At 66.0% G+C, this 13,627-nt stretch carries 10 protein-coding genes and 1 tRNA gene; 9 read left to right on the top strand and 2 right to left on the bottom strand.

Annotated features, from left to right (window positions below; all coding sequences use genetic code 11):
* Window positions 1-70 precede the first annotated feature (70 nt).
* The 6 genes from tig (at window position 71) to VD964_RS29010 (ending at window position 7,220) form a co-directional block, all read left to right on the top strand.
* Window positions 71-1,408, top strand: a complete 1,338-nt coding sequence (gene tig / locus VD964_RS29035) for a trigger factor (protein ID WP_324871905.1) — start codon at window positions 71-73, stop codon at window positions 1,406-1,408.
* A gap of 122 nt (window positions 1,409-1,530) precedes the next feature.
* Complete coding sequence (gene clpP / locus VD964_RS29030; RefSeq protein ID WP_324871904.1) at window positions 1,531-2,157, top strand: ATP-dependent Clp endopeptidase proteolytic subunit ClpP; 627 nt, start codon at window positions 1,531-1,533, stop codon at window positions 2,155-2,157.
* A 256-nt stretch (window positions 2,158-2,413) separates the two neighbouring features.
* On the top strand, window positions 2,414-3,676 hold the full coding sequence (gene clpX, locus VD964_RS29025; protein ID WP_149198333.1) for an ATP-dependent Clp protease ATP-binding subunit ClpX: 1,263 nt from the start codon (window positions 2,414-2,416) through the stop codon (window positions 3,674-3,676).
* A 476-nt stretch (window positions 3,677-4,152) separates the two neighbouring features.
* The gene (gene lon, locus VD964_RS29020) at window positions 4,153-6,567 is read left to right on the top strand and encodes an endopeptidase La (RefSeq protein ID WP_324871903.1); all 2,415 of its coding nucleotides are present in this window, start codon (window positions 4,153-4,155) and stop codon (window positions 6,565-6,567) included.
* A 197-nt stretch (window positions 6,568-6,764) separates the two neighbouring features.
* The gene (locus VD964_RS29015) at window positions 6,765-7,037 is read left to right on the top strand and encodes an HU family DNA-binding protein (RefSeq protein ID WP_012974523.1); all 273 of its coding nucleotides are present in this window, start codon (window positions 6,765-6,767) and stop codon (window positions 7,035-7,037) included.
* Between the two features lie 108 nt (window positions 7,038-7,145).
* Window positions 7,146-7,220 (top strand) — tRNA-Val (locus tag VD964_RS29010).
* A gap of 92 nt (window positions 7,221-7,312) precedes the next feature.
* On the opposite strand, the gene VD964_RS29005 is transcribed toward VD964_RS29010, so the two are convergent.
* Window positions 7,313-8,485: a hypothetical protein gene (locus VD964_RS29005; protein ID WP_324871902.1), complete on the bottom strand. Its 1,173-nt coding sequence runs from the start codon at window positions 8,483-8,485 to the stop codon at window positions 7,313-7,315.
* Window positions 8,486-8,644: 159 nt separating this feature from the next.
* The gene (locus VD964_RS29000; RefSeq protein ID WP_324871901.1) at window positions 8,645-10,882 is read right to left on the bottom strand and encodes a DNA topoisomerase; all 2,238 of its coding nucleotides are present in this window, start codon (window positions 10,880-10,882) and stop codon (window positions 8,645-8,647) included.
* A 75-nt stretch (window positions 10,883-10,957) separates the two neighbouring features.
* Here VD964_RS29000 and VD964_RS28995 point away from each other — a divergent pair, with 75 nt between their 5' ends.
* The 3 genes from VD964_RS28995 to VD964_RS28985 form a co-directional block, all read left to right on the top strand.
* The gene (locus tag VD964_RS28995; protein ID WP_324871900.1) at window positions 10,958-11,719 is read left to right on the top strand and encodes a trypsin-like serine peptidase; all 762 of its coding nucleotides are present in this window, start codon (window positions 10,958-10,960) and stop codon (window positions 11,717-11,719) included.
* A gap of 96 nt (window positions 11,720-11,815) precedes the next feature.
* Window positions 11,816-12,163: a RidA family protein gene (locus tag VD964_RS28990; protein WP_014248117.1), complete on the top strand. Its 348-nt coding sequence runs from the start codon at window positions 11,816-11,818 to the stop codon at window positions 12,161-12,163.
* Window positions 12,164-12,391: 228 nt separating this feature from the next.
* On the top strand, window positions 12,392-13,627 hold a 1,236-nt coding region (locus tag VD964_RS28985; protein ID WP_324871899.1), incomplete at its 3' end, for an elongation factor G.

The raw sequence follows: 13,627 nt of genomic DNA, 5'->3' as shown, positions 1-13,627 counted from the left end.
GAGAACGCGGTTCCGGGCCGCCCCTTCCCGGGCGCCGCCGGACCGGGCAACGAGACAGGCTTCCCCTCCGATGCAGATTACCGAAACCAGCACCGACGGCCTCAAGCGCGAGTTCAAGGTCGTCCTCTCCGCCCAGGACATTGATCAGAAGGTTCAGGGCCGGCTCGAAGAGCTGCGCCAGACGGTGCAGCTTCCCGGCTTCCGCCCGGGCAAGGTGCCGGTCGCGGTCGTCAAGCAGCGCTACGGCGGCTCCGTCCTGGCCGAGGTCCTGGAGACCGCGGTCTCCGACAGCTCGCGCCAGGCGCTGAACGAGCGCGGCCTGCGCGTCGCGCTGCAGCCGAAGATCGAGATCGAGAAGTACGAGCCGGGCTCGGACCTCGAGTACAAGATGGCCGTCGAGCTGCTGCCCGACGTCGAGCCCGGCGACCTCGCCTCCATCGAGCTTGAGAAGCTCGTGGTCGAGGTGAGCGAGGACGAGGTCGGCAAGGCGATCGAGCGCATCGCCGCGTCGCGCTCGACCACCGAGCCGCTGACCGAGGACCGCCCGGCCGCCAACGGCGACACCGTGGTCATCGACTTCGCCGGCACCGTCGACGGCGTCGCCCAGCCGGGCATGGACGCCAAGGAGTTCCCGTTGGAACTCGGCTCCGGCCGTTTCATTCCGGGCTTCGAGGACCAGTTGGTCGGCGCCAGTGCCGGCGAACACCGTTCCGTGACGGTCACCTTCCCCGAGGAGTACGGGGTTGAGACGCTGAACGGCAAGGAGGCGGTGTTCGAGGTCGACGTCAAGGAGATCCGCAAGAGCATCCCGGCCGAGGTCAACGACGACCTCGCCAAGGAGTTCGGCCTCGACGACGTCGAAAAGCTGAAGGAGTCCGTGCGCGACAAGATCAAACGCGACTACGGCGACGTCAGCCGCATGCGCGTCAAGCGCCAGCTCCTCGACAAGCTGGCCGAGGGCCACAGCTTCCCGGTGCCGGAAGGCATGGTGGAGATCGAGTTCGAGGCGATCTGGCGCCGCCTGCAGGACGAGATCAAGAACGGCAACGCCGGCGAAGACGCCGACAAGCCCGAAGAGGAGCTGAAGGCCGAGTACCGCGGCATCGCCGAGCGCCGCGTGCGCCTGGGCCTGCTGCTGTCGGAGATCGGCCGCCGCAACAACATCCAGGTCAGCCAGGACGAGCTGAACCGCGCCCTGATCGCCGAGGCGCGCCGCTGGCCGGGCCAGGAGCGGCAGGTCTTCGAGTTCTTCAAGAACAACCCGCAGGCCGTCGAGAACCTCCGCGCCCCGATTTTCGAGGACAAGGTCGTCGACTTCATCATCGAGATGGCCAAGGTCAGCGAGCGCACGGTGCCCGTCGAGGAGCTGATGCGCGATCCGGACGAGGAAGAGGCGAAGGCGGCCTGAGGGCCGCCTTCTTTCGCCCAATGTGGTGAGGCGGCCTGACGGCCGCCTTCTTCCACCCTATATAGTGGGTTGGCCCCCGCACGGGGGTAGACGCAAAGGATCAGGGGGCTGGGTAAGGTCACATGCACGACTTCCAACCGCACATGAACACCCTCGTCCCGATGGTCGTCGAACAGACCAACCGGGGTGAGCGCGCGTACGACATCTACTCGCGCCTGCTGAAGGAGCGGATCATCTTCCTGATCGGCGGAGTGAACGACGCCGTCGCCAGCCTGATCTGCTCGCAGCTGCTGTTCCTTGAGTCGGAGAACCCGAACAAGGACATCGCGCTCTACATCAATTCGCCGGGCGGTTACGTCTCGGCCGGCCTCGCCATCTACGACACCATGCAGTACATCCGTCCGCAGGTGTCGACGGTGTGCATGGGGCAGGCCGCGTCGATGGGCTCGCTGCTGCTGGCCGCCGGCGCGCCGGGCAAGCGCTTCTCGCTGCCCAACAGCCGCATCATGATCCACCAGCCGTCGGGCGGCGCCCAGGGCCAGGCCTCGGACATCGAAATCCAGGCCCAGGAAATCCTGAAGCTGCGTTCGCGCCTGAACGACATCTACGTCAAGCACACCGGGCAGGACCTCGACACCATCGAGACCGCCATGGAGCGCGACAAGTTCATGTCGCCGGAAGAGGCGAAGGCCTTCGGCCTGATCGACGAGGTGGTGGAGAAGCGTCCGGGCGTCGACCACCATTCGTGAACCGAGGTTCCCGAGCCCTCCCAACAAAGGGTTGATCGGGTCGTGACGCTGTTGTTGAATGGCAGTGACACGATCCGGTCATAGGGGGAGTCCCGAGCAGGGACCCGGATATGCGGATCGTGATGCGTCGCCAAATCGGCGCATGACCTTGTCGCGGGCGTCGTCCGCGATAACCTGAGTAGGACCGGCGTCGGGGGGCGCCGCGAACGGGCATGGTCCTCAAGGATCACGCCTCCCGCGAGATGACGGAGTACCGATGAGCAAGTCCAGCAGCGGCGATTCGAAGAATACGCTCTACTGCTCCTTCTGCGGCAAGAGCCAGCACGAGGTCCGCAAGCTGATTGCCGGTCCGACGGTGTTCATCTGCGATGAATGCGTCGAACTGTGCATGGACATCATTCGCGAGGAGAACAAGACGACCCTCGTGAAGTCCCGCGATGGGGTTCCGACTCCGCGCGACATTCATGCGGTGCTCGACGATTACGTCATCGGACAGTCCTACGCCAAGCGCGTGCTGTCGGTGGCGGTCCACAATCATTATAAGCGCCTCGCCCACGGGACGAAGCACAACGACGTCGAACTGGCGAAGTCGAACATCCTGCTGATCGGCCCGACCGGCTGCGGCAAGACGCTGCTGGCCCAGACCCTGGCCCGCATCATCGACGTTCCCTTCACCATGGCCGACGCCACGACGCTGACCGAAGCCGGTTACGTCGGCGAGGACGTCGAGAACATCATCCTCAAGCTGCTGCAGGCCGCCGACTACAATGTGGAGCGGGCGCAGCGCGGCATCGTCTACATCGACGAGGTCGACAAGATCAGCCGCAAGTCCGACAACCCGTCGATCACCCGCGACGTGTCGGGCGAAGGCGTGCAGCAGGCGCTGCTGAAGATCATGGAGGGCACCGTCGCCTCAGTGCCGCCGCAGGGCGGGCGCAAGCATCCGCAGCAGGAATTCCTGCAGGTCGACACCAGCAACATCCTGTTCATCTGCGGCGGCGCCTTCGCCGGCCTGGACAAGATCATCGCCCAGCGCGGCAAGGGCACCAGCATCGGCTTCGGCGCCGATGTGCGCTCCGCCGACGAACGCGCGACCGGCGAGATCCTGCACGAGGTCGAGCCCGAGGATCTGCTGAAGTTCGGTCTGATCCCCGAGTTCATCGGCCGTCTGCCCGTGCTGGCCACGCTGTCCGACCTGGACGAGGGCGCGCTGGTCGAGATCCTCAGCAAGCCGAAAAACGCCTTGGTCAAGCAGTACCAGCGCCTGTTCGAGATGGAAGACGTCCATCTGGAGTTCTCCGAGGACGCCATGCGCGCCATCGCCCACAAGGCGATTGCCCGCAAGACCGGCGCCCGCGGCCTGCGATCGATCATGGAAGCCATCCTGCTCGACCCGATGTTCGACCTGCCGGGCCTGACCGGCATCGAAAGCATCCTGGTCAACAAGGAAGTGGTCGAAGGGCGGGCCAAGCCGCTCTACGTCCATGCCGAACGGCGCAGCGAGGCGCCGGGCGCCTGACCCGGTGACACTCTGTCGCGCTTGTCGCGACGCGGCGAATAAAGGGGCGCTTCGGCGCCCCTTTTCTTTTGTCCGCCCCCTTCTCTTCTGTCCGCATGGTCCTGGTGCCGCCGGTGCCATGGGTCGGCCGCCTTCCGATCCGAATCGTCCCCTCTCTCGAGCCGTCATGGCGGTCCTGTCCTGGGTTAGGGCGCGAACGGGGCCGTAATGCTCCCCATCGGGCCGCCGAGCGGGCGCTAAGCGGGTCCGAACCGGCGTTCAAGCCGTCCGAAAGGGGAATAAGCGCGGTGTTGGCCGCTGGAATGGCCGTCTCACCCCGTGGAAACGGCGCGAAGGAAGCCGCAGCCACTTGAAGGGCGCATGGGCGTGTGCCACGTTAGTCGGGTGCCGTAGGCGATCCCCGCGCTCAACCCGAGGCGGGGGCTGTGTCAGGCCCATTCCGGGCTGGCGGCGATCCATTCATTGAGGCCCTGCCCATGATCGAACTCTCCCGTGGTGCCCTCTACCCGGTCCTGCCGCTGCGCGACATCGTGGTCTTCCCCCACATGATCGTGCCGCTGTTCGTCGGGCGTGAGAAGTCCGTGCGCGCGCTGGAAGACGTGATGAAGGATGACAAGCAGATCCTGCTCGTCACCCAGAAGAACGCCGCGCAGGACGATCCGACTCCCGCCGACATCTACAGCGTCGGCACCGTCGGCACCGTGTTGCAGCTGCTCAAGCTGCCGGACGGGACCGTCAAGGTGCTGGTGGAAGGCGGCCAGCGCGCCGCCATCACCAAGTTCGCCGACAATGAGGAGTTCTTCCAGGCCCAGGCCGAACTGGTCGAGGAAAAGACCGGCGAGAACCAGGAGCTCGAAGCCCTGAGCCGCGCCGTCGTCTCCCAGTTCGAGCAGTACATCAAGCTGAACAAGAAGATCCCGCCGGAGGTGCTGGTCTCGATCAACCAGATCGAGGAAGCCGGCAAGCTGGCCGATACCGTCGCTTCGCATCTGGCGCTGAAGATTCCGGAGAAGCAGCAGCTCTTGGAATGCGCCACCGTGTCGGAGCGTCTGGAGCGCGTCTATGCCTTCATGGAAGGCGAGATCGGCGTTCTGCAGGTGGAAAAGCGCATCCGCAACCGCGTCAAGCGGCAGATGGAGAAGACCCAGCGCGAGTACTATCTGAACGAGCAGCTGAAGGCGATCCAGAAGGAACTCGGCGAGACCGAGGACGGCCGCGACGAATCGGCTGAGCTGGAAGAGAAGATCAACAAGACCCGCTTCTCCAAGGAAGCCCGCGAAAAGGCCCTGGCCGAGCTGAAGAAGCTGCGGTCGATGAGCCCGATGTCCGCGGAAGCCACCGTGGTCCGCAACTACCTGGATTGGATGCTGTCCATTCCGTGGAAGAAGCGCACCAAGGTGAAGCGCGACCTGAAGCTGGCCCAGAAGGTGCTGGACGCCGACCATTACGGTCTGGAGAAGGTCAAGGAGCGTATCCTCGAATATCTTGCCGTCCAGAACCGGATGAACAAGGTCAAGGGTCCGATCCTCTGCCTCGTCGGCCCGCCCGGCGTCGGCAAGACCTCGCTCGGCAAGTCGATCGCCAAGTCCACCGGCCGCAACTTCGTCCGCATGTCGCTGGGCGGCGTCCGTGACGAGGCCGAGGTCCGCGGCCACCGCCGCACCTACATCGGCTCGATGCCCGGCAAGGTCATCCAGGGCATGAAGAAGGCGAAGTCCTCCAACCCGCTCTTCCTGCTGGACGAGATCGACAAGCTCGGCGCCGACTGGCGCGGCGACCCGTCGTCGGCCCTGCTGGAGGTCCTGGATCCGGAGCAGAACGGCACCTTCAACGACCATTACCTGGAGGTCGACTACGACCTGTCCGACGTGATGTTCGTCTGCACGGCCAACACGATGCGCATGCCGCAGCCGCTGCTGGACCGCATGGAGATCATCCGCGTCGCCGGCTATACCGAGGACGAAAAGGTCGAGATCTCCAAGCGCCACCTGATCGAGAAGCAGATCGAGGCGAACGGCCTGAAGAAGGGCGAGTTCACCATCTCCGACGACGCGTTGCGCGATCTGGTCCGCTACTACACGCGGGAAGCCGGTGTCCGCAGCCTGGAACGCGAGATCGCCAACCTCTGCCGCAAGGCGGTGAAGGAGATCCTGCTCAAGGGCACGGGCGGCGCCAAGGTGTCGGTCACCCGCCGCAACCTGGACAAGTATGCCGGCGTCCGCCGCTTCCACTATGGCGAGGCGGAGCTGGAGGATCTGGTGGGCGTCACCACCGGTCTGGCCTGGACCGAGGTCGGCGGCGAGCTGCTGTCGATCGAGGCCGTGGGCCTGCCCGGCAAGGGCCGCGTCACCACCACCGGCAAGCTGGGCGACGTGATGAAGGAATCGGTCCAGGCGGCCGAGAGCTACGTCAAGTCGCGCGCCGTCGCCTTCGGCATCAAGCCGACGCTGTTCGAGAAGAAGGACATCCACGTCCACGTTCCCGAAGGCGCGACGCCGAAGGACGGCCCGTCGGCCGGTGTCGCCATGGCCACCTCCATCGTCTCGGTGCTGACCGGCATTCCGGTGCGCAAGGACGTGGCGATGACCGGCGAGATCACGCTGCGTGGCCGGGTCCTGCCGATCGGCGGCCTGAAGGAGAAGCTGCTGGCTGCATTGCGCGGCGGCATCAAGCATGTGCTGATCCCGAAGGACAACGAGAAGGATCTGGCGGACATCCCCGACAACGTGAAGCGCGGGCTGGAGATCATGCCCGTCGCCACGGTGGACGAGGTGCTGCGTAACGCGCTGGTGCGTCCGCTGGAGCCCATCGAGTGGACCGAGCCGGAGGTCGATCCGGCTGCGGCGAAGGCCCAGGAGAAGGGCGCTGACGGAGAGGCCCTGCGTCACTGATCCGGGACCGGCGGTTGCGATCCGATCGTGGCCGCCACCGGACGCGCGACTTTTGGGACATGATGAGCTATGCCGCCCGTCGGGAATTGACGGGCGGCAAACGCTGTGCTTATCCTTTGCTTCCAATAAGTCGTGGACGAAAAGTCCTGGGGCGGCTTTTGTCTTTCAGTATTTGCTGAATTTGGAAGGGGGATTGCGTGAACAAGAACGATCTCGTGGCGCATGTTGCCGAAGCGTCCGGTTTGTCCAAGACCGACGCCACGAAAGCCGTCGACGCCGTGTTCGACAGCATTGCCGAATCCTTGAAGAATGGCGATGAGGTCCGTCTGGTCGGCTTCGGCACCTTCGCGGTGGCTGAGCGTCCCGCGACCGAGGGCCGCAACCCGCGCACGGGTGAGAAGATTGACATTCCGGCGTCCAAGCAGCCGAAGTTCAAGGCCGGCAAGACCCTCAAGGACGCGCTGAACTGAGATTCAGCCGGACGGGCTTGAAGTTTCCGGCCCATTCAGGGCATAGTGCGGCCGGCCGGGCAACCACCCGGCCGGCTTGTATTTGAAAGCAAAGCCTTTTCAGGCATCGGGCGATTAGCTCAGCGGTAGAGCGTCTCGTTTACACCGAGAATGTCGGGGGTTCGATCCCCTCATCGCCCACCACCCATATCCGTGCTTTCGCAGTCAGGCCCCGCTCCGGGGCTTTTTTTCATGCCCGGAAGGCGAGGGGCGCCGGATGGGCGCCCCTTTGCCGGTCACTGCTCGCCGCAGGGGTTCGGCTGTTCCTTCATGCCGACATAGCCTTGGCTCGCGTCATACAGGAACTGGTACTGCCGCAGGAAATGGCGGCCGGTGTTGATGAAGGGCGCCTTGGGGGCGGCGGGAGGCGGCGGCTGGGTGCTCGAGGGGATCACCTGTGCCGGCTCGTTCGGCACGCCGCTGCCGACGATGAAGGCGTCGGTGGCGATCGGGTTGACGGCGTCGGGAATCTGCACGGCAACCGACGTTTGCGGCGCCAGAACGTTTACCGTCTTTGTCGGTTCGCTCAGATCCGCCTGCGCCACCTTGTTGAATTGGATCGTGGGCGGCACCGTCATGTAGCTCTGCGGGATGCCGGTATCGACCAGGATGTTCGCCGGGGTGCAGATCGGGCCGTTGGCATTGCGGTTTTGGTCCGGGTTCACCGTGATGCAGCCGCTCGGCATCATCCAGTCGCCGGGATACTGCTGGTAAGGCTGCAGCTTGGCGAAGCGGAAACCCGCCGTGTTGGCCGCGGTCAGCCCGACCTGGATGCCCTGGCGGCCGATGATGTAGCCCTTGTTCAGCGTTCCCGGAGCGACGGGCTGGCCGTTCACGCTGCGCAGGTTCAGGAGAACATTCTTGTCCGGCGTGCCCTGCGGCTGGAAATCCGCCTCCTGCCCGAAGCCGACGCCCATGTAGAGCACGGGCTTTTGCGGCGCCGGCAGGTTGGGGCAGATCTGCTGGTCGGTCTGGTAGGTGTCGCAGCGGCCGGACTGCTCCACGCCCAGCACGAAGACGTCCGAAGTCGCCACCGGCTGCTTGTTCCGGTCATACAGGGTAACCGTCATCGGCACCCAGGTGCCGACCCACAGCACCTTGCTGCTGGACAGGAACTGCGTACCGGCCGTGGCTCCGGCGGCCGTTTTCAATTGGTCATAGTTGGGGATGTTGGCGGCCGAAATGGCGATGCCGACCGACCCCGTGTCCATCGTCACGGAATGGATGGTGCTGTCGCCGGCGATGCTGAAATTCAGCTGGGGGGCCTCGGTGAAGGAAACCGGCTGGAAATTGGCGAAGGGAATGCATTGGGTGACGCTGGCGCCGTCGTAGCTGGGCAGGCTCTGCGCCAAGGTGGGGGCCACCGCAGCGAGGCTCAACGCCGCGACGGTCACAGTACGGGTGGTCAAATTGGAAAATTTCATGGCACCACTCAGCATTGATTGAGAATGCCTTGAGAATTGCCGGCATCGCGAGTGCCGTCCAGTGATCATTCTTGTCAAGAAAGAGCGAATCTTTGCAAAGCCACAACCTTTGGCGCGACCATTGCCCCGCGGTCCATCGGGTGATCAGCGTGCGTGCTGGTCCAGGAAGCTGCGGCACTGGTCGAAGTCGCGCAGGCACGGATCGGGCAGGGCGATGCCCTTGCGTTCCGCCAGACTGCGGGCAAAGGCGACCATGCGTTCCGTCGGCTCGCGGCGGCGATGCGCATTCGCCGCCGCCGGGCCCGCGGGCGGCTCGCTGTCCAAGGTGACGCTCTCCGGCGGTGCCGATGCGCCGGCTTTGGCTTTGCGGGCGCGGCGCGGCTTTGGCGTCGCAGCCTCTCCCTCCACCGGCGTGGCGGCTTTGCGGGTCCGCCGACGCGCCGGCTTGGTGGCACCGGCGGCGGCGGAGCCGGTGCGCCCGCCCCCCGCCCCGCGGCGGGTGAAGCGTGCCTTGGGGGCGGGCAGTCCAAGGTCGAGCGTCGTGCCGCGCTGCCCGACCAGGGCACCGATCAGCCGTTCCGCCTCGGTCGCGATGGCGTCGATGACGCGGCGGAAATCGGCGCGGCCGGTCACCACCTCGTCCAGCTTCATTTCCCACAGCGCGGTGGTGCCGGGATCGACCAGCGTCGGTGCGGCGGCACGCAGCGTCTCGAACAGATGCAGGCCGGCCGGCGTCGGGACCAGCCACTTGCCGTCCGCCCCCAGCAGGTTCTGTTTGCGCAGCCCCTTGATGACCTCGGCGCGGGTGGCCGGGGTGCCGATTCCCTTGGCCTCCTTCAACCGGTCGCGCAGGGCTGGATCCTCGACGAACCGCCAGGAGTTCTGCATGGCGTCCACCAGCGTGCCTTCGTTGTAGCGCGGCGGCGCCTGGGTGCGCTTCGCCTCCACCTTCGGGTCGCTCAACGTCGCCGGCTCGCCGTCGGTCAGCGGCGGCAAGGTCTGCTCGGCCTCCTCCTCCGGTTTGCCGTCGGAGTCGGCGGAGCCGAAGGCCGCCTTCCAGCCTAGCTTCAGCGGGATGCGGCCGACGGCGCGGAAGGCGACCGGCTTTGCCCCCCCGGGCGTCGGCACCGGGACCGGCATGGTCACGCTGGTCTGGCGATACTCGTAGTCGGGCATCACCGCGGCGAGGTAGGACCGGCAGATCAGCGCATAGAGCCGCTTTTCGTCGTCGGTCAGCCGGACCAGCCGCGATTCCAGATCGTCCAGCACATTGACGTTGGGAATCACCGCATGGTGCGACACGCCCTCCAGAGCCTTGTCGCAGAAATGGCCGGACTTGCCCCTGCGGATCACCGGCCGGGCAATGTCGAGATGGGCGAAGCCGCGCAGCCGGGTCAGCGCGCCGACGATGGCCGGCACGTCGGCGATCTGGTTCTCCGACAGATACCGCGCCTCGGCGCGCGGGTAGGTGATCAGCTTCTTGCCGTCGCCGTCATACAGCTCCTGCGCCACCGACAGCGTGCGGTCGGCGGTCCAGCCCCATCGTTGTCCGCAGGTCTTCTGCAGGGAAGGCAGGTCGTACAGCTTTGGCGGCGCCTGCCGCTTCTCCTCCACCGTCACGGTCAGCGGGCCGCGGTGGTTGTCCGCGGCGCGGGCGATGGCCTCGGCCGCAGCGGGGTCCTTGATGCGGTCCTTGGGCGCCGGGGCGTGGCGCATCTGGAAGCTGCCCTCCGCCACGGTGGCGGTCGCGACGACCTCGAAATAATCCTCGGGCTTGAAGTTGCGGATTTCCAGCTCGCGCAGGCAGACGATGGCGAGTGTCGGGGTCTTCACCCGGCCGATGCCGATGACGCCGCGGGTGCCGGGCGCCAGCAGGGTCTTGGTCGCCGTGCGGGTCAGCGACAGGTTGTAGATCTGGTCGGCCTGCTGGCGCGCCACCGCCGCCTCGTAGAGCGGGCGCATGCTGTCGTTGGGCTTCAGCGCGGCGAAGGCATCGCGCAGGGTCTTCGGGTCCTGCGCCGTGAAAAGCGCGCGCCGCACCTTGCCGCGATAGCCGACATGCTCCAGGATCTCCTGCCCGATCAGCTGGCCTTCGCGGTCGCAGTCGGTGGCGAGGATCACCTCGTCGCAGGCGCGCAACGCGGCGGTGATGGCCTGCAGCTTCGCCGCCTTGTTGCCGCCCTGGTCGGGACGGGTGGGATAGAGCCCGTCCGGCTTCAGCAGGGTCGGCGACCAGCGTTTCCAGGCGGGATCGACCTCGTCCGGCTCGGCAAGCCGCAACAGGTGCCCCTCTGCCGGCAGGATACGGCCGTAACGGTCGCCCAGGGCTGCGCGCAGGTCCTTCGCCTGGCTGGATTTCTCGGTGATGATCAGCGTCGCCATGTGCGGGAGAATACGGGATTGAGGGAAACGGAGCAAGAACATGCGCGCTGTCGGCGCGGCCTTGGCCCCGGCCGTATGGTCGCAGCGGCGCTTGCGCTCGCAATCCTGGCCGGTGCGCCCGGAGCCGATGCGGAGCGGCCGCTGTTGCCCGGTGTCGGGCCGGGGGACCGGCGGGTGCCGGTGGATGCGTCGGCGGCTCCGTGGCGCAGCGTCGTTCGGGTGCAGACCAACCTGGCCGGCCGCTGCACCGGGGCCCTGGTCGGGCCGCGCACGGTGCTGACTGCCGCCCATTGCCTGTTCAACGCGCGGACGCGGCGCTTCCTGCAGGCATCCTCGCTGCATGTCCTGTTCGGCTATGACCGGGGGGAGTTCACCCGGCATGTCACGGTGGCCCGCGTCGCGACCGATCCGGCCTATGATCCCGCCGCGCCCAATCCAGTGGTTTCGGCCGACTGGGCGGTGCTGACGCTGGCCGAGGCGGCGCCGGAGTCGGTGCCGCCGCTCCCCGTCAGCGCCGCGCCCCTGCCGGCGGGGACGCCCCTGATGCTTGGCGGCTACAGCCAGGACCGGGCACAGATCCTGATGGCCGATCGCGACTGTCGGATGCTGGGGGAGAGTGCCGGACTGCTGGTGCATGATTGCGACGCTACGCGCGGGACCAGCGGTGGGCCGCTGCTGGTGCGGTCGGCGGGCCGGGACGGCGCAGCCGGAGGCGGCTGGGCCGTCGCCGGAGTCGGCGTCGCCGCCGGAAATGCCCCGGCCGTGCGCAATTTCGCGGTCCCCGCCGGCCGGTTTGCCGCACTTTTGGCGAAGGATACCGCCGCGGAGCAGCCCTGAGCGGGGGAGGCGCATTTTTTACTTCGCGCGAGGCTCTGAATGGCATAGACGTACGCGCGTCTTTTTCGAGCCCCCGGAACCCGGAGTCTTTTCGTCATGTCGATCCAGCGCTTCCACACCGGACCGCGCATGAGCCAGATGGTCGTCCATAAGGACACGGTCTATCTCGCCGGTCAGGTCGCCGACGAGCCGACGCCCGACGTCGAGCGTCAGACCGCCCAAATCCTGGCCCAGATCGACGCCCTGCTGGCGGAAGCGGGCAGCGACAAGAGCAAGCTGCTGTCGGCCACGATCTATCTGGTGGACATCGCCAGCTTCGGCGCGATGAACAAGGCGTGGGAGGCCTGGGTCGATCCGGCCAATCCGCCGGCCCGCGCCACGGTGGAAGCCAAGCTGGCGGCCCCGGAGTATCTCGTTGAAATTCAGGTCACCGCTGCTAAATAAGGCGGCGGAAACGGGGCGACCCGGCAGCCTCGGTTGGGGTGTGCCGGCGTGGCCCGAACGCTGTGAGGGCCGCGCGCTTCAATAATCCGACAAATTGCTTGTCGGTTTACGGAATGTTAATGACGCCTTAACAGATCGCCCGTAAAACCCCGACCAACCTCTGCCGCCGAAGCGGACGACCCTGACGGTCGCGCTTCGGTTGTCGCGTTACTGCAATGGAACCGCAACATGCCGCGCCAAACGCCACTGTCTGACATTCGGAACATCGGCATCATCGCCCACGTCGACGCGGGCAAGACGACGACCACCGAGCGCATTCTGTACTACACCGGTCGCAAGCACACGATCATCGACGTCCACGAGACGAAGGATCTGAAGACGTCGACCACGACCGACTACATGGAGCAGGAGCAGAAGCGCGGCATCACCATCCAGTCGGCCGCCGTTTCGGCCTTCTGGCGCGAGAAGAAGATCAACGTCATCGACACCCCGGGCCACGTGGACTTCACCATCGAGGTGAACCGCTCGCTCCGCGTGCTCGACGGCGCGGTCGTGGTGTTCGACGGCGTCGCCGGCGTGGAGCCGCAGTCGGAGACCAACTGGCGTCTGGCGGACAACTACAACGTTCCGCGCATCTGCTACGTCAACAAGATGGACCGCTCCGGCGCCAACTTCCAGCGCTGCGTCAGCATGATCAAGACCCGCCTGAACGCGCGTCCGGTCTGCATCCAGGTCCCGCTCGGCTCGGAAGACAACTTCCGCGGCATGGTCGACCTGGTCGAGATGAAGGCCTATGTCTGGTTCTCCGACGACAAGGACGCCAAGTGGGAAATCTGGGAGGTCACCGACGACCTCGCGGCCAAGCTCAACCTGTCGGTCAAGGAAGACCTCGACAACATCGCCATGATCCCGCAGCTGCGCGCCGAGCTGGTCGACACCGCTCTGGAGCAGGACGACGCGGCGATGGAAGCCTATCTGGAGTCGGGTGAGGAGCCGTCGGCCGACGTGCTGCGCGCCTGCCTGCGCAAGGGCACCATCAAGAGCGCCTTCACCCCGGTCCTCTGCGGCTCGTCCTATAAGAACAAGGGCGTCCAGCAGGTTCTGGATGCGGTCGTCGATCTGCTGCCGGCCCCGACCGACGTCGAGGCGATCAAGACGGTGGACGAGGACGGCAACCCGAACGGCGAGCGTCTCAGCTCCGACGACGCGCCCTTCTCGGCGCTGGCCTTCAAGGTGCTGAACGATACCTACGGCTCGATGACCTTCGTGCGCGTCTATTCGGGCGTGCTGACCAAGGGCATGTCGATCCTGAACTCGACCCGCGGCAAGCGCGAGAAGATCGGCCGCATGGTCGAGATGTACGCGAAGGACGCCAACCCGATCGAGGAAGCCCGCGCCGGCGACATCATCGCGCTCGTCTCCCTGCAGGAGACCGAGACCGGTGACACGCTGTGCGACGCCTCC

Source organism: Azospirillum sp., from assembly GCF_035628975.1.
Lineage (GTDB): Bacteria > Pseudomonadota > Alphaproteobacteria > Azospirillales > Azospirillaceae > Azospirillum.
The sequence above is the reverse complement of the archived record's forward strand: the minus strand, read 5'-3'. Positions and strand labels throughout refer to the sequence as shown.

What these genes read in the sequence shown, in the direction of transcription:
- lon (WP_324871903.1), top strand. Translation starts at nt 4,153, where the DNA reads ATGATCGAACTCTCCCGTGGTGCCCTCTACCCGGTCCTGCCGCTGCGC.
- VD964_RS29000 (WP_324871901.1), bottom strand. Translation starts at nt 10,882, where the DNA reads ATGGCGACGCTGATCATCACCGAGAAATCCAGCCAGGCGAAGGACCTG.
- clpX (WP_149198333.1), top strand. Translation starts at nt 2,414, where the DNA reads ATGAGCAAGTCCAGCAGCGGCGATTCGAAGAATACGCTCTACTGCTCC.
- VD964_RS28995 (WP_324871900.1), top strand. Translation starts at nt 10,958, where the DNA reads ATGGTCGCAGCGGCGCTTGCGCTCGCAATCCTGGCCGGTGCGCCCGGA.
- VD964_RS28990 (WP_014248117.1), top strand. Translation starts at nt 11,816, where the DNA reads ATGTCGATCCAGCGCTTCCACACCGGACCGCGCATGAGCCAGATGGTC.
- tig (WP_324871905.1), top strand. Translation starts at nt 71, where the DNA reads ATGCAGATTACCGAAACCAGCACCGACGGCCTCAAGCGCGAGTTCAAG.
- clpP (WP_324871904.1), top strand. Translation starts at nt 1,531, where the DNA reads ATGCACGACTTCCAACCGCACATGAACACCCTCGTCCCGATGGTCGTC.